This window comes from Promicromonospora noduliphila (genome assembly GCF_056951025.1).
Map to the genome: position 1 here is coordinate 2,884,310 of NZ_CM167806.1, position 23,348 is coordinate 2,907,657.

Annotated in this window: 19 protein-coding genes; 3 read left to right on the forward strand and 16 right to left on the reverse strand. The window is 73.1% G+C overall.

Going from position 1 to position 23,348, the window contains the following annotated elements; genetic code table 11:
* Window positions 1-39: 39 nt before the first annotated feature.
* The 3 genes from AC0QU1_RS12640 to AC0QU1_RS12650 all read left to right on the forward strand — a co-directional run bounded on the left by AC0QU1_RS12640 (window position 40) and on the right by AC0QU1_RS12650 (window position 2,302).
* The gene (locus AC0QU1_RS12640) at window positions 40-468 is read left to right on the forward strand and encodes a DUF1761 domain-containing protein (protein WP_483569699.1); all 429 of its coding nucleotides are present in this window, start codon (window positions 40-42) and stop codon (window positions 466-468) included.
* 65 nt (window positions 469-533) lie between these two features.
* On the forward strand, window positions 534-1,175 hold the full coding sequence (locus tag AC0QU1_RS12645; RefSeq protein WP_483569700.1) for a hypothetical protein: 642 nt from the start codon (window positions 534-536) through the stop codon (window positions 1,173-1,175).
* 29 nt (window positions 1,176-1,204) lie between these two features.
* Entirely contained in the window at window positions 1,205-2,302 is a 1,098-nt protein-coding gene (locus AC0QU1_RS12650) for a DUF3592 domain-containing protein (protein WP_483569701.1), read from the forward strand.
* A 24-nt stretch (window positions 2,303-2,326) separates the two neighbouring features.
* Here the strand turns inward: AC0QU1_RS12650 and AC0QU1_RS12655 are convergent, their stop codons facing one another.
* The 16 genes from AC0QU1_RS12655 to pyrR form a co-directional block, all read right to left on the reverse strand.
* Window positions 2,327-3,907: an RsmB/NOP family class I SAM-dependent RNA methyltransferase gene (locus AC0QU1_RS12655; RefSeq protein WP_483569702.1), complete on the reverse strand. Its 1,581-nt coding sequence runs from the start codon at window positions 3,905-3,907 to the stop codon at window positions 2,327-2,329.
* Complete coding sequence (fmt, locus tag AC0QU1_RS12660) at window positions 3,904-4,902, reverse strand: methionyl-tRNA formyltransferase (RefSeq protein ID WP_483569703.1); 999 nt, start codon at window positions 4,900-4,902, stop codon at window positions 3,904-3,906. Before fmt ends, AC0QU1_RS12655 begins: the two co-directional genes overlap by 4 nt.
* Window positions 4,903-4,939: 37 nt before the next feature.
* Entirely contained in the window at window positions 4,940-5,737 is a 798-nt protein-coding gene (locus tag AC0QU1_RS12665; RefSeq protein ID WP_483569704.1) for an HAD family hydrolase, read from the reverse strand.
* Window positions 5,734-8,232: a primosomal protein N' gene (locus AC0QU1_RS12670; RefSeq protein ID WP_483569705.1), complete on the reverse strand. Its 2,499-nt coding sequence runs from the start codon at window positions 8,230-8,232 to the stop codon at window positions 5,734-5,736. Before AC0QU1_RS12670 ends, AC0QU1_RS12665 begins: the two co-directional genes overlap by 4 nt.
* A gap of 399 nt (window positions 8,233-8,631) precedes the next feature.
* Window positions 8,632-9,822, reverse strand: coding sequence for a methionine adenosyltransferase (gene metK, locus AC0QU1_RS12675; protein ID WP_483569706.1), 1,191 nt, complete (start codon window positions 9,820-9,822; stop codon window positions 8,632-8,634).
* Window positions 9,823-9,975: 153 nt separating this feature from the next.
* The gene (locus tag AC0QU1_RS12680; RefSeq protein WP_483569707.1) at window positions 9,976-11,334 is read right to left on the reverse strand and encodes a bifunctional phosphopantothenoylcysteine decarboxylase/phosphopantothenate synthase; all 1,359 of its coding nucleotides are present in this window, start codon (window positions 11,332-11,334) and stop codon (window positions 9,976-9,978) included.
* A 37-nt stretch (window positions 11,335-11,371) separates the two neighbouring features.
* Window positions 11,372-11,707, reverse strand: coding sequence for a DNA-directed RNA polymerase subunit omega (rpoZ, locus tag AC0QU1_RS12685; RefSeq protein WP_483569708.1), 336 nt, complete (start codon window positions 11,705-11,707; stop codon window positions 11,372-11,374).
* Window positions 11,708-11,803: 96 nt separating this feature from the next.
* Entirely contained in the window at window positions 11,804-12,373 is a 570-nt protein-coding gene (gene gmk, locus AC0QU1_RS12690) for a guanylate kinase (protein WP_483569709.1), read from the reverse strand.
* 31 nt (window positions 12,374-12,404) lie between these two features.
* The gene (gene mihF / locus AC0QU1_RS12695; protein ID WP_483569710.1) at window positions 12,405-12,716 is read right to left on the reverse strand and encodes an integration host factor, actinobacterial type; all 312 of its coding nucleotides are present in this window, start codon (window positions 12,714-12,716) and stop codon (window positions 12,405-12,407) included.
* A gap of 323 nt (window positions 12,717-13,039) precedes the next feature.
* On the reverse strand, window positions 13,040-13,966 hold the full coding sequence (gene pyrF, locus AC0QU1_RS12700) for an orotidine-5'-phosphate decarboxylase (RefSeq protein WP_483616551.1): 927 nt from the start codon (window positions 13,964-13,966) through the stop codon (window positions 13,040-13,042).
* A 53-nt stretch (window positions 13,967-14,019) separates the two neighbouring features.
* On the reverse strand, window positions 14,020-17,448 hold the full coding sequence (gene carB / locus AC0QU1_RS12705; protein ID WP_483569712.1) for a carbamoyl-phosphate synthase large subunit: 3,429 nt from the start codon (window positions 17,446-17,448) through the stop codon (window positions 14,020-14,022).
* Complete coding sequence (carA, locus tag AC0QU1_RS12710) at window positions 17,448-18,770, reverse strand: glutamine-hydrolyzing carbamoyl-phosphate synthase small subunit (protein WP_483569713.1); 1,323 nt, start codon at window positions 18,768-18,770, stop codon at window positions 17,448-17,450. Before carA ends, carB begins: the two co-directional genes overlap by 1 nt.
* Entirely contained in the window at window positions 18,767-19,576 is an 810-nt protein-coding gene (locus tag AC0QU1_RS12715) for a PH-like domain-containing protein (protein ID WP_483569714.1), read from the reverse strand. The genes carA and AC0QU1_RS12715 overlap by 4 nt, the downstream gene beginning before the upstream one ends.
* Complete coding sequence (locus AC0QU1_RS12720; protein ID WP_483569715.1) at window positions 19,573-21,060, reverse strand: dihydroorotase; 1,488 nt, start codon at window positions 21,058-21,060, stop codon at window positions 19,573-19,575. Before AC0QU1_RS12720 ends, AC0QU1_RS12715 begins: the two co-directional genes overlap by 4 nt.
* Window positions 21,057-22,118 carry an aspartate carbamoyltransferase catalytic subunit gene (locus tag AC0QU1_RS12725; protein ID WP_483569716.1) on the reverse strand — a complete coding sequence of 354 codons (1,062 nt, stop codon included), beginning with the start codon at window positions 22,116-22,118 and terminating at the stop codon, window positions 21,057-21,059. The genes AC0QU1_RS12720 and AC0QU1_RS12725 overlap by 4 nt, the downstream gene beginning before the upstream one ends.
* The gene (gene pyrR, locus AC0QU1_RS12730) at window positions 22,115-22,789 is read right to left on the reverse strand and encodes a bifunctional pyr operon transcriptional regulator/uracil phosphoribosyltransferase PyrR (RefSeq protein WP_483616553.1); all 675 of its coding nucleotides are present in this window, start codon (window positions 22,787-22,789) and stop codon (window positions 22,115-22,117) included. The genes AC0QU1_RS12725 and pyrR overlap by 4 nt, the downstream gene beginning before the upstream one ends.
* Between the last annotated feature and the right edge of the window lie 559 nt (window positions 22,790-23,348).

Here is a 23,348-nt window from a genome sequence, read left to right on the forward strand (position 1 = left end):
GAGGCCGATTCCACGCGCCGCCGACAGACCGGAGCACAGATGATTCCCGACGTGAACTACTGGGCAGTGATCGTGGCCACGCTGTCCACCCTGGTGGTCGGCTCGGTCTGGTACACCCCGAGGGTGTTCGGCAACCGCTGGATGCGGCTCGCCAAGGTGGACCCCAAGGCCGCGGAGGCTGCCGGCATCTGGCCCATCGTCGTCACGGTGATCGTCACCTTCCTGACGGCCTGGGTGCTCGCCGGCGCCACCTACATCTCGTGGGAGTTCTACGAGGGCAGCTTCTTCACGGCGGCGGTCGTGACCGCCGTCCTGCTCTGGATCGGGTTCACGGCCGCCCGCATCATCACGCACGACGCCTTCGAGGGCCGCCCGCCCGCGCTCACCACCCTGAACCTGGCGCACGAGCTGGTCACGATCCTGGTCATGGCCGTGATCATCGGTGTGTGGCCGCCGGCGGGCGTGTAGAAGTTCACCCACCAGGCTTGCCAGATCCCGGACCTGTCGGCGGGACGCACCGCTAGTCTCCCGACGTGGCTGAAGGGCGGGAGGACGTGGCTGAAGGGCGGGAGCACGAGGGCGAGTCGCCGAGCAGTCGGCACCGACGTGTTCAGTCGCTGCGCGCGACGTTCCGCGTGGACGAGATCAGGGCGCGGTCGACGCCGCACCTTGTCGCCATCGTGGGAGGTATGGCAACCCTGGCGACCGGATTCTTCTGGACGACGATCTCGCAGGTCCGTGCCGGTGCACCGTCCGACTGGCGATTGCCCGCCGCGCTGTTCGTCGACCTGGTGGTGGTGGTCTGCCTGCCCGGGGTGGTCATCGCAGGCGGCGAGGTCGTCCGGCGCCTGCGGCACCTCCTCACCTCGGACGACGACGGTCCGCTGGCCACCCGGTCCGCACGAGCAGTCGCCCGGTTCACGGCCCAGGCCCGCACGGACACGCGCCGCTGGTTCGACGGCATGGACATTCGTCTCGTGCTCATCATGCTGATCACTCCGCCCCTGTACGCGGGATTCGGCGTCTTTGTCGCCGTCGACGGGATCCGGAACGGCTGGACGTTGGACATGCGGGTAATTGTCGCCGTCGGGGTCGTCGCGCTCTCGCTCGTCCCGCTCTCGGTCCCAGCCGCGCTGGGGTCGCTCATTCGCCGACGCCGCAGGCGGCCGGAGTGACGCGGCGGCAGAAGGCGGCACGCCGCGCGATGGAGCGGCAGATCGCCGCGCAGGATCAAGAGTCGCTGGGCTCGCGCTGGTCCACGGTACGGGCCCGCCTGGCCGCGCAGTCGGCAAGGACACGGGCAGCCCTCAGGTCCGCGGCCGTTGGTGCGCTCGTGGCGATGATCTGTGGGCTTCTCGCCTTCGCAGCGTTTCCCGCCTATCTGACGTTCGGGTATTTCCAGGAGCGGGCAGTCCTTGAGAGTCACGGCGTACGCGCCGAAGCCTCGGTGCTGCACCACAACACGGCAGGTCGCGGGTCAGACTCGCTCACGGTCCGACCCATCGAGCCGCCACGCTTCGAGACAACCCTCGACAGGTGGCCACGCGGCGTCGACGTGGGCGAAACGATCGACGTGGTCTACGACCCTCAGAACCCGAGTGTGGCCATCGCCGTCGGCGAGCCCCTGGTCGACTTCAACATCATTCTTGTCGCACTTTTCGACCTGTTCGCTCTCGTACTGCTGCTCTTCGCGCTTCTCCCCCTCGGCGAGCTCCTTCGACGCGCCTGGACCCGTCTGCGCGACGGGTGTCCCGGCAACGAGCATCTCCTGCGCCAACGACCACCGCTCAGAACCCGCCCACCTGGGCGCCGTCAGCAGATCCTCGCCCGCCTCGAGACGCCGCAGATCGTGTTCTTCCTGTTCCTCGCGCCCGTGGCGAGCGCGGTGCTGTTCGGGCTGTTCGCGGCGGATTCCGTGAACGACGCGCGATCTCTCCAGGACACCGGTGCCCGCGCGCGGGGGATCGTCGAGAGGAGCGACTGGAGCGGCGGCAGTGGCTGGCTCGACGTGCGTTTCCAACTGCCGGATGACACCGAGGCGACCTCCTCGATCAGCCCGTGGGACCACGTCTACTTCGAGGGCAACGTCGTGGAGCTGGTCTACGAGCCGGGCAGGCCGGGCAACGCGCAGGCCCTGGGAGACAGTGGTTGGCAGGCCGAGACGCAGTTCGTCGTCGGCCTGTCCGTCGTACTCACCGCCACAGCGTCGATGGCCGTCCTCGCCGCAGCCGTCGCGCTCGTCCAGCGCGCCCGCGCCCGGCGGACCACGACAGACCAGGCGGCCAGCCCACCAGCCGGATGACGACAGGGCAGGCGGGCCGACAGGTCAAGCGACCTTGCGCAGCAGCGTCAGGTGCATCGCGTCCGTGCCGTGCACGTGCGGCCAGAGCTGCACGTCGGAGCGGTCCGCGAGCGGGATCTCTCCGTCGTCCGCCGAGCCCGGCCGCTCCGGCGTCCGCACGGCCGCGCGAACGGCGGCCGGGGTGTCCAGCCGTTCGACGTCGGCGCGCTTCTTGAGCACGTCCGACACCACGAGCTGCGTCTCGGCGAGGTGCGGCGAGCAGGTCACGTAGGCCACCACTCCCCCGGGGCGGACGGCGTCCAGCGCGGACGCCAGCAGCTCACGCTGGAGTCCGGTGAGGGTCGCGAGATCCGACGGCGTCCGCCGCCACCGGCTCTCGGGCCGACGGCGGAGTGCGCCAAGACCCGTGCACGGCGCGTCGACGAGCACGCGGTCGTACGCCCCCGGCTCATCGGTGCCGACGTCGCGTCCGTCGCCGGTCCGCACCTCCTCGACCGCGCCGTCGGGCAGCGCTGCCAGGGCCTTCTCCACCAGGCGGGCGCGGTGCGGCGCGACCTCGTTGGCGACCAGCCGCGCCCCCCGCTGTGCGGCGAGCGCGGCCAGGAGGGCCGCCTTGCCGCCCGGGCCCGCGCACAGGTCGAGCCAGCGCTGGTCGCTGCCCTCGACGGGCACGCCGGCGAGGGCGAGCGTGACGAGCTGCGACCCCTCGTCCTGGACACCGGCCAGGCCCTCCCGGACGGCAGGGATCCCGGACGGGTCGGCGCCCTCGAGCCGCAGTGCGGTAGGCGCCCAGCGGCCGGCGACCAGGTCGGCGTCGCCCCAGGCGTCGTCGTCGGACACCTCGACCAGGCCCGGCCGGGCGACCAGGGTGACGCGCGGCGCGGCGTTGTCGGCGGCCAGCAGCTCGCCGAGCTCGTCGACGCTGCGCCCGTTGCCGACCAGCGCCTCGCGCAGGGCCCGCGCGATCCACAGCGGGTGCGACTCGGTGACCGCGAGTCCGGCCAGGGCGTCCGGCGCCTCCTTCTCGAGCACGGACAGCCACTCCTCCAGCGAGCGCTCCGACACCCGCCGCAGCACGGCGTTCACCATCTGCGCTGGCCCCGCACCGACCCGGTTGCGTGCGAGCCCCACCGTCTCCGAGACCGCCGCGTGCACGGGCACGCGCATGCCGAGGAGCTGGTGGGCGCCCAGGCGCAGGACGTCGAGCAGCGCCGTGTCGAGCCCGGACAGGGGCCGGTCCACGCAGGACGACAGGATCGCGTCGTACCGGCCGCGCAGCCGCAGCGTGCCGTAGGTCAGCTCGGTCGCGAAGCCGGCGTCGCGACCGCGGATCCGCCGCTCGCGCAGCAGCGGGGGCAGCACCAGGTTCGCATAGGCGTCGGACTCGTCGACCTCGCGCAGCACGTCGAAGGCCGCCGTCCGCGCGAGGTCGGTGCGCTTGCGGCGTTCCGACGGCGCCTGCGACGTCCGTCCCCGCTCGCCGCGGGACCGGGACGCCGAGCGCTGGCGGCCTGAGGCGTTGCGCCGGTCGTCGTCGAAGCCTCGGCCGCCGCGCGAGCCGGCGCTGCCCGCGGTGCCGCGGCCGCCGTCGTCGTACGCCCTCATGCGGACGCCTCCGCCGGGCCGGTCGCAGTGACGCGAGTCCCCGCGTCGCCCAGCACCAGTCCGGCCTCGACGAGCGCCCGCCCGCCGCCTCGTGCCCAGTCCGGCGCTGGCATCGCCTTCTTGCCGACGGGCCGCACCTCGCCGAGCGCCACGGCGTGCGTCGCCGTCCCGACCAGGACCTCGTGCTTCAGCGCGCGCACCTCACCGGGCCGCAGGTCGGTGACCTCCGGACGCGGCGAGACCGGTCCGAGGCCCAGGCGGGCGCTGCTGTCCGTGTCGAACCCGGGCAGCGTGGTCCACGCGCCGGGCGCCGGCGTGCAGCCGCGCACCAGCCGGTCGACGGCGAGCGCCGGGTCGGTCCAGGCCACGCGGGCGTCGTCGGTGGTGAGCTTGGGGGCGACGGAGACGCCGTCAGTGGGCTGGGGCTGCGGCTGCAGGGTGCCGTCCTCGAGCGCGTCCAGCGTGGCCACGAGGAGCTCGGCGCCGGAGACGGCGAGGCGGCCGAGCAGGTCGCCGGACGTATCGGTGGGCCGGATGGTCTCCGTGGTGGTGCCGAGCACGGGTCCGGTGTCCATGCCCTCGTCGAGGAGGAAGGTGGTGGCGCCCGTGACCTCGTCGCCGGCGATCACGGCGCGCTGCACCGGTGCAGCGCCGCGCCAGGCCGGGAGCACGGAGAAGTGCAGGTTGACCCAGCCGAGGCGGGGCACGGCGAGCACGGCGGGCCGCAGGATGTGGCCGTAGGCGACGACGGGGGCGGCGTCGATCTCCAGCTCGCGCAGCATCGCGACGAAGTCGTCGCCGCGCGGGACGTCCGTGATGACCCGGATCCCGACCTCGTCGGCCCGGGCGCGCACGGGGCTCGGTGTGAGCTTGCGGCCCCGGCCGGACGGCGCGTCGGCGCGGGTGAGGACGGCGACGACGTCGTGGCGCGAGCCGAGCAGGGCCTCCAGCGAGGCGACGGCGGGTTCGGGGGTTCCGGCGAAGAGAAGACGCACCTGGTCAGTCTAGGTGTGCGGGTCCGGAGGAGCTGCCTCAAGCGGCGACCGGGAGACCCAGCGCACGCAACTCCTTGCGCAGCGCCGCGGTGTGCGTGAACACGATGCCGTGGAATCCGACGCCGCGTGCCGCGTCCACGTTCACGGGCCGGTCGTCGATGAACACGGCGCGGGCCGGGTCCACCCCGAACCGCTCGACGACCAGCTCGAAGATGCGCCGGTCCGGCTTCGCCATGCCCTCGCGGCCCGAGACGATGACGTCGTCCATCAGCCCGATCGCTGGTGCGGCGGGCTCGGCGCTGTGGAAGGTCTCCGCCTGCCAGTTCGTCAGCCCGTAGAGCCGCAGCCCGAGGCCCTTGAGCTCCGCCACGAGCTCCGCAGACCCCTCGATCGGCCCGGTCAGCGTCTCCTCGTAGCGGTCGACGTACCGGCGCAGGTCGTCGACGAGGTCCGGGTGCGTGCGGGCCACACGTTCGAGCAGCACGGCGTACGACGTTCCGGCGTCGGCGGCGTGGTTGATCGTGTTGAAGTCGACGGCCTCGAAGAACGCCTCGGCGTCGGCCCTGGTCCGGTCCGTGTAGATGCGGAAGGGGTCCCAGCCGACCAGCACGTTGCCGAAGTCGTACACGACGGTGTCGATCGCCGGGGTGGTCGCGTTGTCGGTCGCGATCTCGGTCGTGGTCTCCGTCCCGGAGTCGGTCATGGGGTCGGTCCCGAGATCGACCGCCGTATCGGTCGCCTGTCCGGCAGCGATCTGGATCCAGCGATCGGTCAGGGAGTCGGCTGCCGAGTCGGTCGCCGAGTCGGTCGCTGGGGTCAGGTCGGCAGAGCTCACAACATCTCCTTGGGGTCGAGCTGCACACGGACGGTCCCGCCCTCGCGTCGCGCGGAGCGGACGGCGAGGCTCGCCCTGAGCCTACGGGCGAGCTCGTCTCCCTGGGCAAGGGGTACGCGCAGCACGGTACGCACGGGCAGGTCCAGCGCCTGGACCGGGGCCACGCTCCTGCCGCCGCTGCTGCCCCCGTCGGCCGCGCTGGTTCTGCTGGCTGCGCTGGTCCGCCCGGCCCCGCCGCCAACCTTCGCGCCGCCGGCCCGCGCGCTTCCGGCCCTGCCGCCCGACGGCGTCGCCGTACCCCGCCCGCCCGGCCCACGCCCGGAGGCCTCAGGGTCCACCTCGACGGGTCCGAGAACGCCCGCGCCTGTTCCGGCATCCTCCCGCAGCCCGACCCGGCCCACGACGGCGTCCACCGCGACCCGGTCGCCCGTCACCGCGGCGACGCGCACGGCCGGCGGGAGGTGCAGCCCGGCCCGCTCGTCGAGCTCCCGCTCCGCGAAGCCCGCGGGATCCCAGCGCACCAGGGCCTGGGTGGGCCCGGGTGCGCCGTCGCCCACGAGCAGCACCTGGCCCTCCGGTCCGGGCCGCACCAGCGACGCCGCCGCCAGCCAGCGGTGCAGCGCCTCGGTTCCGGCGGCGAGGCCGGTGCCGCCCGTCATGACGGCGGCGTCGAGCAGGAGCGCCGTCGCGTAGCCGGCCTCCGCGACGGGCTCGGCCCCTGGCGTCGCGACGACGAGCGCGGGCGTGGCGGGAACGACGTCGAGCACCCCGCCGGGAGCCGACGCCGACGACTGGCGCACCGGAACTCCCGGGAACGCCCGGCCCAGTTCCTCGGCCGTACGCGCCGACCCGACGCGCACCGACCGCAGGCCCGTCCAGCCGCACTGCTCGCAGCGCCAGCCGCCGGCCAGGCGGCCGCACCAGGTGCACTGCGGCGCGCCCTCGGCGTGCGGCAGGCCCAGCGGGCCATGGCAGTGGGCGCAGCGCGCCGCGACCCGGCACCGCGAGCACGCCACGACCGGCAGGTAGCCCGACCGCGGCACCTGCACCAGCACCGGTCCGCGCGCCAGGGCGTCCCGGGCGGCCCGCCACGCGGCCGACGGCAGCCGGGCCGCCGCCGCGGCACCCTCCCGCGCCAGCTCGACGGAGGTCAGCGCCCGCACGCGCGGCGCCCTGGCCCGCACCACGTCCCGGGGCGCCGCCAGCTCACGCGCCCAGCCCGAGGCCAGCAGCGCCTGCGCCTGCACCGTCCGCCCGGGCGAGCCCAGCAGGAACGCCGCGGCCTCCCGCTCAGCGCGCAGCGCCAGCACGTCGCGGGCATGCGGGTAGGGGGCGTGCGGCTCGGCCAGCGTCTCCTCGCCGTCGCCCCACAGGACCACCAGGCCGAGGTCCGCAACGGGCGCGAACATCGCGGCCCGCGTGCCCACCACCACGCGCGCGGAGCCACGCAGCGCCCGCAGGAACGCGCGGTAGCGGGGGGCGGGCCCGTCGTCCGCCAGCAGCCGTACCACGTCGTCCGCGCCGAGCCCCACACCCTCCAGTGCGGCGGTCACCCGGGCCGCGTCCCGCGCGTCCGGCACCACCACGAGCGCCCCGCGCCCGCCCGCGGTGCACGACCGCACGGCCTGCGCGACGGCGGCGGCCCAGTGCGGCGTGACGGCGCCCGTGGTGCCGTGTGTGCTGCCGTCGGTGGGGCGGTCCCTGCTGGCGTCGGTGCTGTGGTCGTTGCTGCCGCCCGTACGACGGTCGCCGGCGCCACCGGCACCGCTGGTCCTGCCGTCGTCCTCGTCGGTGTTGCCGCCTACCCCTGGCAACGCCGACCACACGGCCCGCGGCGCCTCGCCCGCGAGGATCCGCCGCAGATACGCCTCACCTCCGCGGTACGAGGCCCAGGCCGAGGGGACCTGCGCGGAAACCGGGACGGTATCCGCGGGCGGCGGAATCACAGCTTCCGGCCCCAGTCCCGCCTCCTTCTCCACGCGCGCGTGCCGCGGCGGCACCGCCAGGCGAAGGACGTCGGCGAGCGTGCCCGCGTACCGGTCGGCGACGGCCCGGCACAGCTCCAGCACCTGCGGCGTCAGCACCCGCTCGCCGGACACCACACGGCGCAGCGGCACCAGCCGGCCGTCGTGGTCCGAGGTCTCCAGGCGCGCGACGACGTACCCGGCGACCTCCTGCCGCCCGAACCGGGCCTTGATCCGGACGCCGGGCTGGGCATCCTCGGCCATGGTGGCCGGGACCAGGTAGTCGTACGGCTGGTCGAGGTGTGCGGGCTGCAGGTCCAGCACGACCCGCGCGACCGGCAGGGTCTCGGCGATGGGGATGCCGTTGGTCTCGGCCTTGTCGAGCGGGTTCCGGAGCTTGACGTTGCCGCGACCGCGCGCACGGGCGGGCGCGGCGCCCACCTCGTCGAGCCCGAGCAGCGCCTCGTCCTGCGGGGCTCCGCCGGGCAAAGCCCTGTCGAGCGCCTCGGCTCGCCCCGCTTCCCCGTTCACGCCCCTATCCCACCACGCGCCACCCACATCCCGAGGGCCCACATCCCGAGTCCAGGCCCCGGGGCCAGACCGCGAGCCCACACCCCGAGGCAAGGCTCACGCCCGGCCCGACACACCACGCCGGGCCCGACGCACCACGCCCGGGTCGGCAGTTCGCCCCGCCCAACTCGGCACCTTCGCAACGAGGTCGGCAGTTGGCATCGAGATCGGCACAGGCCTGGACCGATCTCGATGCCAACTGCCGACCTCACGAGGAAGATGCCGATCTCGCGGCAAGGTCCGGGGCTGGCAGCAGCGCCAAGAGCGGGTGGGCTAGACCTGAACCAGAGTCGCCCGGCCCTCCGACCAGGACAAGTTCAGAACCCAGGGCCCAGAACCACAGAACTCAGGCCCCAGAACTCAGAACAAGCTCAGCAGGTCCTCGACCCGGTCCGTCCGCTCCCACGTGAAGTTGGGCAGGTCCCGCCCGAAGTGCCCGTACGTCGCCGTCGCGCGGTAGATGGGACGCAGCAGGTCGAGGTCCCGCACGATGGCGGCCGGGCGCAGGTCGAACACGTCGTGGATCGCCGCGGTGATCATCTCGACGGGCACCGTCTCGGTGCCGAACGTCTCGACGTACAGCCCCACGGGGTGCGCCTTGCCGATCGCGTAGGCCACCTGCACCTCGCAGCGCCGCGCGAGCCCCGCCGCGACCACGTTCTTGGCCACCCAGCGCATCGCGTACGCCCCGGACCGGTCCACCTTGGACGGGTCCTTGCCCGAGAACGCCCCGCCGCCGTGCCGCGCCATGCCGCCGTAGGTGTCCACGATGATCTTGCGGCCGGTCAGGCCGGCGTCACCCTGCGGCCCGCCGATCACGAACTTGCCGGTCGGGTTCACGAACTGCCTGGCGCCCGACCAGTCGAGGCCCGCGGCGTCCAGCACCGGGGCGATCACGTGCTCCGCCACCTCGACGTGCAGCTTCTCCTGCAGCACGTCGGCGTCGTGCTGCGTGGAGAGCACCACCGTGTCGACGGCGACGGGGCGGTCGCCGTCGTACCCGATGGTGACCTGGGTCTTGCCGTCGGGCCGCAGCCCCAGCAGCTCACCCGACTTGCGCACTGCCGCCAGCCGCTCCGACAGGCGGTGCGCCAGCCACCCGGCCATCGGCATGTAGGCGGGCGTCTCGTCCGACGCGTAGCCGAACATCAACCCTTGGTCGCCGGCGCCCTGGGCGTCCAGCGGGTCGAGGTCGCTCATGTCGTCGCGCATCTCGAGCGCCTTGTCGACCCCCTGCGCGATATCGGGCGACTGCTGCCCGATCGAGACGGACACCCCGCACGAGTCGGCGTCGAACCCGATGGCGGACGACGTGTAGCCGATCCCGCGCACCACGTCCCGCACGATCTGCGGGATCTCCACGTACGCCTCCGTGGTGACCTCGCCCGCCACGTGCACCAGGCCGGTGGTCACCATGGTCTCCACCGCGACGCGCGACGTCGGGTCCTGCTCCAGCAGGGCGTCGAGGATGGCGTCGCTGATCTGATCGCACACCTTGTCCGGATGACCTTCGGTCACGGACTCGGACGTGAACAGACGCAGCTCGCTCATGCCGACCAGCCTACGGTCTCGCACAGCGAACAGTCGATCCTGAAAGGTGAGACGACGGTCACGACTGCGCTTTGATCCCGGCTGATGTTCGATCGCCCCAGAAGGTTACGACACCCGAAGCCGTCACAGCAGCGGCTGTCCCAACAGCGGTCCTCACGGCAGCAGCTTCACGACGGCGTCCCACAGCGCGTCCGCCACCTCGCGCTTGGTCCCAGAGGCCTGTCCGACGACGTCGCCCGCTCGGTCCAGGAGCGTGACGTCGTTGCTGTCGGTGCCGAAGCCGCGCCCGGAGCCGACGGCGTTCACCGCGATGAGGTCGGCGCCCTTGCGCTGCGCCTTGGTGCGGCCGTGCTCCAGCACGCTGCCGGACGCGTCACCCGTCTCGGCGGCGAAGCCGACCACGACCTGGCCTGGCCGCAGCCGCTCGTGCGCGAGCTCCGCGAGGATGTCCGGGTTCTCGACCAGCTCGATCGGCGCGGGCCCCTGCCCTGGCACCTTCTTGATCTTGGCGTCGGGTGTGGCGGCCGGGCGGAAGTCCGCCACGGCGGCAGCCATCACGACGACGTCGGCGTCGGCGCCCGCCGCCCGCACGGCGTCGCGCAGCTCGGCGGTCGACTCCACCTGGACCACCGAGCAGGCGTGGGGACCCACGGCCACCTGGTCGGTCACGTCCTGGGCGAGGTTCGCCGCCACCAGGGTCACGTCCGCGCCCCGCGCGGCAGCGGCCTGCGCCAGCGCGACACCCTGCCGGCCGCTGGACCGGTTGCCGATGAACCGCACCGGGTCGATGGCCTCCCTGGTCCCGCCCGCCGAGACGACCACACGGCGGCCGGCCAGGTCCCGGATCTCCGGGCGCGTCTCGACGGGAGCGACAGCAAACGGCCGAGCGTGCGCCCGACCGGCGCGCCCCGGCTCGTCCTGGCCTGCCTCGGCCACTACCGTCGGCTCAGCCGACGTGGGCTCGGCCAACACAGGCTCGACCGACGTGGGCACGACCAGCGCCAGCGCCTCCCGCGCGATGTCTTCCGGCTCGGGCAACCGCCCCGGGCCGCTGTCCGCGCCGGTCAGCCGGCCGGAGGCGGGGTCGATCACGTGCACGCCCCGCTCGCGCAGGGTCGCCACGTTCGCGCGCGTCGCGGGGTGGTCCCACATCTCGGTGTGCATGGCCGGCGCGAACACCACCGGGCAGCGCGCGGCCAGCAGCGTGGTGGTCAGCAGGTCGTCGGCGAGGCCGGCGACGGCGCGCGCCATGAGGTCGGCGGTGGCGGGGGCCACGATCACGAGGTCGGCGCCCTGCCCCAGCGCGACGTGCTGCACGCCCGGCACGTCGTCGAACACCTCGGTGCTGACGGGCTCGCCCGACAGCGCCTCGAACGTCGGGGCGCCCACGAACTCGAGCGCCGCCCGGGTGGGAATCACGCGGACCGCGTGCCCCTGCTCGCGCAGCAGCCGGAGCAGGAGCACCGCCTTGTACGCGGCGATCCCGCCGCTCACGCCGAGAAGGATCCTCATCGGTGGCCGCCTGTACCGCGCCGCCTGACGGGGCCGGTCAGGCCGGGAACTCGGGCAGCGACTGCTCGGCCTTGGCGGCGGCAGCGGCGTCGGCCTGCGCCTGGACCTCGGCGGGGTCGACCTCCTCGATGGTGAGCAGGCCCTGGTTGATCTCGCGCATCGCGATGGAGAGCGGCTTCTCCTGGTTGCGGGTCTCGACGAGCGGGCCGACGTTCTCCAGGAGGCCCTCGTTGAGCTGCGAGTAGTACGCGTTGATCTGACGCGCGCGCATGGACGCGTACAGCACGAGGCCGTACTTCGAGTCGATGCGCTCGAGCAGCTCGTCGATCGGCGGCTCGGTGATGCCCTCGGGGGCTGCGACGGTTCCGGCCATGGTGAAGCTCCAGAAGTCTGAGTGACGGGGAAAGTCCGAGGAACGAGTCTACCTGCTCCGTCGCTCGGAGCGGGTCGTCGCTCGGGGTAGATCGCGTCAGCCGGCGACCGGTGTGGTCGAACCCACACCCATCACGGCGACCAGCTTGTCCGTGGCCCTGTGCACGTCGTCGTTCACGATCGTGACGTCGAACTCCTGCTCGGCCGCGAGCTCGACCCGCGCGGTGGCGAGCCGGCGCTCGCGCTCCTCGGCGTCCTCCGTGCCGCGCCCGACGAGCCGGCGGACCAGCTCGTCGAAGCTCGGCGGGGCGAGGAAGACGAACCGCGCCTCCAGGCCCGACGCCGTCACGGCGTCCCGCACCTGCCGCGCACCCTGGAGGTCGATCTCCAGGAGCACGGGCACCCCGGCGGCGAGCTTCTGCTCGACGGGCCGCCGCGGTGTCCCGTACCGGTTACGACCGTGCACGACGGCCCACTCGAGCATCTCGCCGGCGGCGACCATGCGGTCGAACTCCTCCGGCGAGACGAACAGGTAGTGCACTCCGTCCACCTCGCCCGGGCGCGGCGACCGGGTGGTCGCCGACACGGAGAGCCAGACCTGCGGATAGCGGTCCCGCACGTCAGCGGAGACCGTGCCCTTGCCCACGGCGGTGGGGCCTGCGAGCACGGTCAGCCGTGCGGGTCGTGTAGTACTGATCTCAGCCAAACCTCTCGATGAGCGCCGCCGTCTGGTGCGGTCCGAGGCCTCGGACGCGGCGGGTCTCGGCGATCCCGATCTCTTCCATGATCGCCCTCGCCTTAACCTTACCGACCCCCGGCAGGGACTCGAGCAGCGAGACGACCTTGAGCTTGCCCACGACGTCGTCCTTCTGGCCCTGCTCGATGACCTCCCTCAGGGAGCCCTGCGAGTACTTGAGCTTGTTCTTGATCTCTGCCCGCGCACGTCGCGCCTCGGCTGCCTTCTCGAGTGCTGCCGCACGCTGCTCGGGTGTGAGGGGTGGTAGTGCCACGCAAGTCACCTACTCGTCTCTCGACCGGTCTCCTGGCTCGGGTGTCCGGTCCTCGCTCGGGCCGGATGCCCAAGTCCGTGACCTGGCCCGCAACCGGTCTGGTGTGAACTGCTGCATCGAAAGTAGCCACCGCCTCAGTGGTCGGCAATCGCAGAACGCCACTTCGTGAAAACTCATGCAGAAGCGCATTTAGGCATTTAGTACATTTCACGCTAAAACGCCCTCGATCCCTATGGATCGAGGGCGTTTTGTCCACCGTGCGGATCAGCGCGCGCTCGCCCGCCGACGCGCACGCCGACCCGCACACTGACCCGTACGCGGAGTCAGCCGCGCAGGGCCTGGGCGGCCTCCCGCGCGGCCGCGCGTGCGGCACTCACCAGCGCGTCCGGGTCCGGTCCGGCGGCCAGCACCGCCCGGGACGACGACGCGAGGACGTTCCGCCGGGCGGCGCCGAACGTCGTGGCCAGCTCCCGCTCCCCCGCGCCCTGCGCACCCACTCCCGGCGCCAGCAGCGGGCCGTTGACGGCGACCAGGTCGGTCCCCGTAGCACCGACGGCGTCGCCGATCGTCGCGCCCACCACGAGGCCCACCGACCCCATGGGCTCGGCGCCGGCGTTGAGCACCGCGGCGCGCGCCGCCATGAGGGCGGCCACCGAGATGCCGGGGCCGCCGTCGACCTGCCCGTCGCCCCGTCCGGGGCCCCGCCCGCCGTCCTGCCCGTCGACCTGTTGACCAACCACCGGCCCGCCGCCCAGCCCGGCGCGCTGGACAGCGTGCTGCACCTCGTAGCCCTCCTTGTTGGAGGTGAGGCACAGGACGAACAGCCCGCGGCCCGTCGCGGCGGCCAGTTCGACGGCGGGGTCGAGCGAGCCGAACCCGAGGTACGGCGACACCGTCAGGGCGTCACCCGCGAGCGGCGAGCCGTCCGCGAGGAACGCCTCGGCGTAGGCGCCCATCGTCGAGCCGATGTCGCCCCGCTTCGCGTCCACGATCGTCAGGGTCCCGGAGCCGCCACCAGAACCCGTCGCGCGCGCCGCGGCGATGACCTCCTCGAGCACCGCGAGGCCGCGCGAGCCGTGCCGCTCGAAGAACGCCGACTGCGGCTTGAACGCCGCGACCTTGCCCCCGAGCGCGTCGACGACCCGCAGGGAGAACTCGCGCAGGCCGCCGACGTCGTCCGGCAGGCCCCACGCCCGCAGGAGCGACGCGTGCGGGTCGATGCCGACGCACAGCGGGCCGTGGACGTCCATCGCAGCGGCGAGCCGCGCGCCGAACGGCACGACTCCCGCTGCCCCGACGTCGCTCACGCGCTCGCCCCGTCCAGCGCGCCCACCGCGCCCACCGCGCCGTCCAGCGCCGGGGCGTCCGCGAGCCGGGCCGCCGCCAGGCGGGCGGCCGTCGCCGCCTGGTGCTCCTGGAGGCTCGCCACCTCGAACGGCCCGGCGAGCACCGCCTCGATGCCCTGCACGGCCGCGGCGAGCTGGTCCACCGTGGTCACTATCGGCTTGTCGGCGGCCGTCGTCGCGGCCCGGATCTCGTACCCGTCGGCGCGGGCGCCCTGGCCGGACGGCGAGTTCACCACCAGGTCGATCTGCCCCTCGGTGATGAGCCCGAGCACCGTGAGCTCGCCGTCCGGCCCGCGGCCCTCCGTGTGCTTGCGCACCACCGTGGCCTCGATGCCGTTGCGGCGCAGCACCGTGGCGGTGCCGGCGGTGGCCAGCACCGTGAACCCGAGCTCCACCAGGCGCTTCACGGGGAAGACGACGTGCCGCTTGTCGCTGTCGGCCACCGACACGAACACCGTGCCCGACGTCGGCAGCCCGCCGAACGCCGCGGCCTGCGACTTGGCGAAGGCGTGCGGGAAGTCCTTGTCGAAGCCCATGACCTCGCCCGTCGAGCGCATCTCCGGGCCGAGCACGGAGTCGACGACCAGGCCCTCGCGGGTGCGGAACCGCTTGAACGGCAGCACGGCCTCCTTGACGGCCAGCGGCGCGCCCAGGTCGAGCGTCGCGCCGTCGTGCTCCGGGAGCACGCCTGCCGCCCGCAGGTCGGCGATGGACTCGCCGACCATGACCCGGGCCGCGGCCTTGGCCAGCGGCGTGCCCGTCGCCTTCGAGACGAACGGCACCGTGCGGGACGCGCGGGGGTTGGCCTCCAGGACGTACAGGACGTCGCTCACGAGCGCGTACTGGACGTTGAGCAGACCGCGCACCCCGACCCCGCGCGCGATGGCCTCGGTCGAGCGGCGGATGCGGGCGATCTCGGTCTCGCTCAGCGACACCGGGGGCAGCACGCACGCCGAGTCGCCCGAGTGGATGCCCGCCTCCTCGATGTGCTCCATGACGCCGCCGAGGAACAGCTCCTCGCCGTCGTAGAGGGCGTCGACGTCGATCTCCATCGCGTCGTCGAGGAACCGGTCGATGAGCAGCGGGGCGGCCAGGGTGCCGTGCGGCCCGGAGTCGGCGTGAGTCGCGGCGGCGGCCTCCAGCGCGCGCTCGACGTAGCCCGTGAGCTGGTCCTCGCTGTAGACGATCTCCATGCCGCGGCCGCCGAGCACGTAGGACGGGCGCACGAGCACCGGGTAGCCGATCCGGTCGGCGACGTCGCGCGCCTGCGTGAGCGACCGCGCCGTGCCGAAGGCCGGGGCGGGCAGGCCGGCGTCCAGCAGGACCTGGCCGAAGATGCCCCGGTCCTCCGCCGCGTCGATCGCCTCGGGGCTCGTGCCGAGGATCGGCAGGCCGGCCTCGGCCAGCCGCCGCGCCAGACCCAGCGGCGTCTGCCCGCCGAGCTGCACGATGATGCCCTTGACCGGTCCCGCGGCGAGCTCGGCCTGGTAGACCTCCAGGACGTCCTCGAAGGTCAGTGGCTCGAAGTACAGGCGGTCGGACGTGTCGTAGTCCGTCGAGACGGTCTCCGGGTTGCAGTTGACCATGACGGTCTCGTACTTCTCCGCGAGCGCCAGCGTCGCGTGCACGCAGGAGTAGTCGAACTCGATGCCCTGGCCGATGCGGTTGGGGCCGGAGCCGAGGATGATGACGGCCTCGCGCTCGCGGGGTGCCACCTCAGTCTCGGCGTCGTAGCTGGAGTAGTGGTAGGGGGTCTTGGCCTGGAACTCAGCGGCGCAGGTGTCGACGGTCTTGTACACCGGGCGGACGCCGAGGGCGTGGCGGATCTCGCGGACGGTGACCTCGCCGGTGGGGCCCATGCCGCGCAGGCGGGCGACCTGGGCGTCGGAGAGGCCGTGGCGCTTGGCGTGCCGCAGCACGTCCTCCGTGAGCGTGGGCGATGCGGCGACCTCTGCGGCGACCTCGTTGATGAGCTGGATCTGGTCGAGGAACCAGGGGTCGATCTTGGTGGCGTCGAAGACCTGTTCGAGGGTGGCGCCGCCGGGCTGCCCGACGGAGCGCAGCGCCTGCTGCACCTGGACCAGGCGCTGCTCGGTGGGTCGCTCGATCTCCTTGAGCAGGGTCGTGAGCTCGTCGCCCGCGGGGGCTTCGCCGTCCCAGTGGAAGGTGACGCCGCCCTTGTCGATGGAGCGCAGGGCCTTGCCGAGGGCCTCGGTGAAGTTGCGGCCGAGCGCCATGGCCTCGCCGACGGACTTCATGGTGGTGGTGAGGGTGTCGTCGGCGGCGGGGAACTTCTCGAACGCGAACCGCGGGACCTTGACGACCACGTAGTCGAGCGTGGGCTCGAAGCTGGCGGGGGTCACCTTGGTGATGTCGTTCGGGATCTCGTCGAGCGTGTAGCCGACTGCGAGCTTGGCGGCGATCTTCGCGATCGGGAAGCCGGTGGCCTTGGACGCGAGCGCCGAGGAGCGGGAGACGCGGGGGTTCATCTCGATGACGATGACGCGCCCGTTGGTGGGGTCGACGGCGAACTGGATGTTGCAGCCGCCGGTGTCGACGCCGACCTCGCGGATGACGGCGATGCCGATGTCGCGCAGCTTCTGGTACTCGCGGTCGGTCAGCGTCATCGCGGGGGCGACGGTGACGGAGTCGCCGGTGTGCACGCCGACGGGGTCGACGTTCTCGATGGAGCAGACGACCACGACGTTGTCGTGCTTGTCGCGCATGAGCTCGAGCTCGTACTCCTTCCACCCGAGGATGGACTCCTCCAGGAGCACCTCGGTGGTGGGCGAGTAGTGCAGGCCCTGCCCGACGATGCGGTACAGGTCGGCCTCGTCGTAGGCCAGGCCGGAGCCGAGGCCGCCCATGGTGAAGGAGGGGCGCACGACCATCGGGTAGCCCAGGACCTCCGCGGCCTTGAGGGCCTCCTCCATGGTGTGCACGATCTCGGAGCGGGCAGACTCGCCGCCGCACTTGGCGACGACGTCCTTGAACTGCTGGCGGTCCTCGCCCTTCTGGATGGCGGGGATGTTGGCGCCGATGAGCTCGACGCCGTACTTCTCCAGCACGCCGGCCTCGTCCAGGGCGATGGCGGCGTTGAGCGCGGTCTGGCCGCCCAGGGTAGGCAGCAGGGCGTCGGGGCGCTCCTTGGCGATGATGGTGGTGAGGACCTCGGTGGTGATCGGCTCGACGTAGGTGGCGTCGGCGAACTCCGGGTCGGTCATGATCGTGGCCGGGTTGGAGTTGACCAGGATGACCCGCAGGCCCTCCTCCTTGAGCACCCGGCAGGCCTGGGTGCCGGAGTAGTCGAACTCGCAGGCCTGGCCGATGACGATCGGGCCGGACCCGATGACCAGGACCGAGGAGAGGTCGGAACGGCGAGGCATCAGTGGTTCTCCTCGGTGTGGTGGGACTCGGTGTGGTGGGACTCGGTGTCGCGTGTCTTGACGGCGGGCGGCCACGCGGCCGTCCCGTCGGACCAGCCGGTCATCAGGTCGACGAACCGGTCGAACAGGTAGGCCGCGTCGTGCGGGCCCGCGGCGGCCTCCGGGTGGTACTGCACGGAGAAGGCGGGCAGGTCGAGGCAGGTCAGGCCCTCGACCACCTGGTCGTTCAGCCCGACGTGGGAGACGAGCACGCGGCCGTACCGGCCGCCGTCGTGCGGGGCCTGCGAGACGGCAGGGGCGCCGGTCTCGTCCACGACCGGCGCGTCGACGGCGAAGCCGTGGTTGTGCGCGGTGACCTCCACCTTCGCGGTGGTGCGGTCGAGCACGGGCTGGTTGATGCCGCGGTGCCCGTAGCCGAGCTTGTACGTGCCGTAGCCGAGGGCGCGGCCCAGGAGCTGGTTGCCGAAGCAGATGCCGAAGAACGGGATCCTCCGGTCCAGGACCGCGCGCAGGAGCTCGACCTCGTGGCCGGCGGCGCCCGGGTCCCCCGGGCCGTTGGAGAAGAAGACGCCGCGCGGGGCGCCGTCCGGCAGTGCGCCGAGGATCTCCTCGACGTCGGCGACGGTGGACGCCTGCGGGACGACGACGACGCGCACGCCGCGCTCGGCGAGCCGCACCGGCGTCATGGTCTTGATGCCCAGGTCGACGGCGACCACCGTGGCGACAGGGGTCCTGCCCGCGTGGTCGCCCGTCGGCTCCACCGTGTACGCCTCGGTCGTGGAGACCTCTGGCGCGAGGTTGGCGCCCGCCATCTGCGGCGCGGACCGGACCTCCGCCACCAGCTCCTCGACGGGGCGCGCGTACCCGCCCCGGACCAGGTCGTCGCCCGAGAAGATCCCGGCGCGCATCACGCCCTCCTCGCGCAGGCGGCGGGTCAGGGCCCGCGTGTCGACGTCGGAGATGCCGACGACGCCCTGGCCGGCGAGCTCGTCGCCGAGCGAGTGCTGCGCGCGCCAGCTCGACACGCGGCGCGCGGGGTCGCGGACCACGTAGCCGGAGACCCAGATGCGGCCCGACTCGGGGTCCTCGTCGTTCACGCCGGTGTTGCCGACGTGCGGCGCCGTCATGACGACGATCTGCCGGTGGTAGGACGGGTCGGTCAGGGTCTCCTGGTAGCCGGTCATGCCGGTGGAGAAGACGATCTCGCCGAACGTGGTGCCCGTCGCGCCGTAGGCCCGGCCGCGGTAGGTGGTGCCGTCCTCAAGGACCAGTGCTGCGGACTGCGCGGCCGGCTGGGCTGCGGATGTGGTCGGGGTGGTCACCGGGCCTCCTGCTGGTACGGGCCCTGCTGGTAGGGGCCTTGCTGCTGATGCGGGTCGTGCTGGTACTGCGGCTGCTGGTACTGGTCCTGCTCGTACTCGGGCTCTTGGTACTGCGGCTCCTGGTACCCGGGCCCCCGGTAGGAGTCCTGCGGGTACGGCTGGGGCTGCCGGGACTGCTCGGCCGCGAGCAGGTACCGGACGGCGTCGACGAGGCCGCCCCGGTCCTCGGCGCGCCGCGTGCGCAGGCCGGTGTCGACCAGGGCCGGCGCGACGCCGTCGGCCTCCGGGACGGCCCAGGTCAGGACCACGAGGCCGTCCGCGCCGACGTACTTGCCCGCCATGCCGGGTGCGAGGCCCGCGCTGCGGATGGTGCTCACGGGGATCCACAGGTCGTCGGCGCCGTCGCGCTCGATCAGGACGCCGGCGTCGTGTGCGGAGTTGTAGGCGGGGTTGTTCCCGGGCGCGGGAGCCTGGTCGAGCACGGAGACGAGCGCGCGCGACCGGTCGCCCAGGCCGTGCGCGCCGACACGCGCGAGCCAGTCGCCGTGCAGCGTGGTCGAAACGTAGACCGCCTCGAGGGGGCCGAACCGCACCGGGCTGCCTGGGCCGCCTGCACCGCCGTCTGGGCCGCCGTCCGCACCAGGACCCGGCCCGACGCCGTCCGCGAGCGCCTCGGGGACGGGCGGCGGTACCGGGACGACGGTGGTGGTGCGCTGCGCGAGCCGTCGTCGGCCGATGAGGGTCACGTACAGCACGAGGAAGATCGCGAGGGCGACCAGGATGGCGATGGCCAGGATCTTCATCATCGGGTGGCTCCTTCGAGGGTCTGCGCCGTGCCGTCGACCACCGCGCCGTCCAGGACGGTCGCGCGGCCCCGCAGGAACGTCGCGACCACGCGGCCGGGCAGCTCCATGCCGGCGAACGGGGTGTTGCTGCTGGCGGTGACCTGGGTGCGGCCGTCGATCGTGCGGGTGGCGGCCGGGTCGACCAGGGTCAGGTTGGCGGGCTCGCCGACGGCGATCGGGCGGCCCTGGCCGCCTCTGCCGTCGCCGCCTCTCTCGTCACCGTGGCCGCCCTCGCCGTTGATCCGGCCGATGCGGGCGGGGTTCTCCGAGAGCACGCGGGCGACGTCGGCCCAGGTCATGCGGCCGGTGTCGACCATGGTCTGCTGCACGACGGACAGCGCGGTCTCCAGGCCGGTCATGCCGAACGCGGCCGAGGACCACTCGCAGTCCTTGTCCTCGACGGGGTGCGGGGCGTGGTCGGTGGCGACGATGTCGATGGTGCCGTCGGCGAGGCCCTCGCGGACCGCCTCGACGTCGGCGGCGGTGCGCAGCGGCGGGTTGACCTTGAACACCGGGTCGTAGTCGCGGGCCAGCTCGTCGGTGAGCACCAGGTGGTGGGGCGTCACCTCGGCGGTGACGTCGATGCCGCGGCCCTTGGCCCAGCGGATGATCTCGACCGAGCCCGCTGTGGACAGGTGGCACACGTGCAGGCGCGAGCCCACGTGCTCGGCGAGCAGCACGTCGCGCGCGATGATCGACTCCTCGGCCACCGCGGGCCAGCCGGTGAGGCCGATCTGCGCGGAGACGATGCCCTCGTTCATCTGGGCGCCCTCGGTGAGGCGCGGCTCCTGGGCGTGCTGGGCCACGACGCCGTCGAACGCCTTGACGTACTCCAGGGCGCGGCGCATCAGGACCGGGTCGTGGACGCACTTGCCGTCGTCGGAGAAGACGCGGACGCGGGCGGCGGAGTCGGCCATGGCGCCCAGCTCGGCGAGCTTCTCGCCGCCCAGGCCCACGGTGACGGCGCCGACGGGGTGCACGTCCACCCAGCCGGCCTGCTGGCCGAGCCGGTAGACCTGCTCCACCACGCCCGCGGTGTCCTGCGTCGGGTTGGTGTTGGCCATGGCGTGCACCGCGGTGAAACCGCCCGCCGCGGCGGCCCGGGTGCCCGAGAAGACCGTCTCGGCGTCCTCGCGGCCGGGCTCGCGCAGGTGGGTGTGCAGGTCGACGAGCCCGGGCAGCAGCACGAGCCCGGCCTTGCTGCTCGCTCCGCCGCTCGCCCGGCCGCTCGCCTCGGTGCCGGCTTTGGTACCGGCCTCGCTGCCGCTCCCCGTGCCCGTCCCGTCGCCCGACGCCGGAACCTCGACCGCACCGTCGGGCACCTCGACCGTCCCGGGGGCGCCGATCGCGGCGATCACGCCGTCCGCCAGCACGACGTCCACCGGGTCCGTGCCGTAGGGGCGTACCCCGCGCAGGACGTAGGGCGTGCTCGAAGGGCTGCTCACAGGGCGATCCTCTCGTCGGTGCTGGTCTTGCCGCCCGCAGCGGTCTGGGGGCTGCCGGTGCTCGCGGCGCTCCCCGTGCTCTCGCTGCCGGCGAGCAGCAGGTACAGCGCGGCCATCCGGACGGCGACCCCGTTGGCCACCTGCTCCACGATCACGGAGCGGGGGTGGTCGGCGGCGTCGGCCGAGATCTCCAGGCCGCGGTTCATGGGGCCGGGGTGCATCACTATCGCGTGGTCCGGCAGCACCGCCAGGCGGCGGGCGTCGAACCCGAACTTGCGGCTGTACTCCATCGGGCTCGGGAAGAACGCGCCCGAGCCGCCCGACATCCGCTCGCGCTGCACCCGCAGCATCATGACCGCGTCCGGCTGCCACTGCTCGAGCGTCTCGTCCAGGTGGTAGGAGACCCGGCACGGCCACGTCTCGACGCCCACCGGGACCAGGGTGGGCGGCGCGACCAGCGTCACCTCGGCGCCCAGGGTGTGCAGCAGGTAGACGTTCGACCGGGCGACCCGCGAGTGCAGCACGTCGCCGACCACCGCGACACGCACGCCCGAGAGGTCAGCGCCCATCGAGGTGTCGGTGCCGCGGCCGTCCACGCCGACGTTGCCCACCAGGTGCCGGCGGATCGTGAACGCGTCCAGCAGCGCCTGCGTGGGGTGCTGGTGCATGCCGTCGCCCGCGTTGAGCACACCGGCGTCGAGCCAGCCCGCGTGCGCGAGCTGGTGCGCCGCGCCCGACGCCGAGTGGCGCACCACCACGGCGTCGGCGCCCATGGCGTGCAGCGTGAGGGCCGTGTCCTTGAGGGACTCACCCTTGGACACGCTCGACCCCTTGGCCGAGAAGTTGATGACGTCCGCCGACAGGCGCTTGGCCGCCGTCTCGAACGAGATCCGGGTGCGCGTGGAGTCCTCGTAGAACAGGTTCACCACCGTGCGGCCGCGCAGCGTGGGCAGCTTCTTGTTCTCGCGCGCCTGGGTGGCGGCCATCTGCGCGGAGGTGTCCAGGAGCAGGATCGCGTCGTCCTTGGACAGGCCCTGGGTGGTCAGGAGGTGCTTCACCGGGCACCTCCGCCGGGGGTGGCTCTGGTGGTCGCGGCGGTCCCGCCGGTGGCTCCGCCGGTCGCGCCCGGCGCAGACCCGTGGGCGGCGGCGGTCCTGTCCGTGCCCGTGGTCCTGTCCGTGCCGGCGGCCCCGGCGGCCGGGCCGCTGATCACCACCGCGTCGGCTCCCCCGTCGACGTCGGACAGCCGCACCTTGACGCGCTCGCTGCGCGAGGTGGGCAGGTTCTTGCCCACGTAGTCCGCGCGGATCGGGAGCTCGCGGTGCCCGCGGTCCACCAGCGCGGCGAGCTGCACCACGCGCGGGCGGCCCAGGTCGTTCAGCGCGTCGAGCGCGGCGCGGATGGTGCGGCCCGAGAACAGCACGTCGTCCACCAGCACCACCACCTTGTCGTCGATGGTGCCGTCCAGGCTGCCCGGCAGCACCGTCTGCCCGACGGCACGGGTGGGCTGCCGGCGCAGGTCGTCGCGGTACATGGTCACGTCGAGCGTGCCGTACTCGCCGTCGAAGGCGGGCTCGATCTGCGCCAGGCGCTGGGCCAGCCGGTCGGCGAGCTGCACGCCGCGCGTCGGGATGCCGAGCAGGACCAGGCCGGCAGCACCCTTGTTCCGCTCGACGATCTCGTGGGCGATCCGGGTCAGCGCGCGGGCGATGTCCGCCTCGCCGAGCACGGTCCGCGCGGCGGCGGTGCCGGGGTCCGTGCCCTGCGCCGGGCCGGATGTTGGACCGGACTGCGTCGGGCCGGATGTTGGGCCCGAGGCCGCGCTCTGGGCGCCGCTCGGGGTATCGCTCACGGTGTTGGACGGCGCGGCGCTTGGCGTTGCGCCCGATGTCGCACTGGATTCGGGCATGCGGGTGCCAGGGTGCATCTGGCGACCTCCTTCTCCGCCTCACAGGACGGGTTTAAAGGGAGTCTGACCCTCACACCCTAACCCGGCACACCAACAGCGGACGCCGGGCCGCCGCCCGCCGGGAGGGACGTTGCTCACACCCCGGCCCGGTCCACACAGGGCGACCGCCGGCCCTGACGTCAAACCCACGGCTCGCCGCGCCGGGCCATGAGGGTCGACAGCATGCCCCGCCATAGGAGATTGGCTGCGTGCGCCGCCATGGGAGATCGGCTGCGTGCCCCGCCAGGCGAGATCCGGCAGCGTGCGCCGCCACGCGAGATCGGCAGTATGCCCTGAGGGCGGCAGTTGGCATCGAGATCGGTCCAGGGCTGGACCGATC

Bases quoted from the DNA above. Each gene is read 5' to 3' on its own strand.
- rpoZ (WP_483569708.1), bottom strand. From the start codon at position 11,707: ATGGCCGGAACCGTCGCAGCCCCCGAGGGCATCACCGAGCCGCCGATC.
- AC0QU1_RS12715 (WP_483569714.1), bottom strand. From the start codon at position 19,576: ATGATGAAGATCCTGGCCATCGCCATCCTGGTCGCCCTCGCGATCTTC.
- AC0QU1_RS12640 (WP_483569699.1), top strand. From the start codon at position 40: ATGATTCCCGACGTGAACTACTGGGCAGTGATCGTGGCCACGCTGTCC.
- carB (WP_483569712.1), bottom strand. From the start codon at position 17,448: ATGCCTCGCCGTTCCGACCTCTCCTCGGTCCTGGTCATCGGGTCCGGC.
- metK (WP_483569706.1), bottom strand. From the start codon at position 9,822: ATGAGCGAGCTGCGTCTGTTCACGTCCGAGTCCGTGACCGAAGGTCAT.
- AC0QU1_RS12650 (WP_483569701.1), top strand. From the start codon at position 1,205: ATGGAGCGGCAGATCGCCGCGCAGGATCAAGAGTCGCTGGGCTCGCGC.
- AC0QU1_RS12655 (WP_483569702.1), bottom strand. From the start codon at position 3,907: ATGAGGGCGTACGACGACGGCGGCCGCGGCACCGCGGGCAGCGCCGGC.
- AC0QU1_RS12680 (WP_483569707.1), bottom strand. From the start codon at position 11,334: ATGAGGATCCTTCTCGGCGTGAGCGGCGGGATCGCCGCGTACAAGGCG.
- pyrF (WP_483616551.1), bottom strand. From the start codon at position 13,966: ATGGACGTCCACGGCCCGCTGTGCGTCGGCATCGACCCGCACGCGTCG.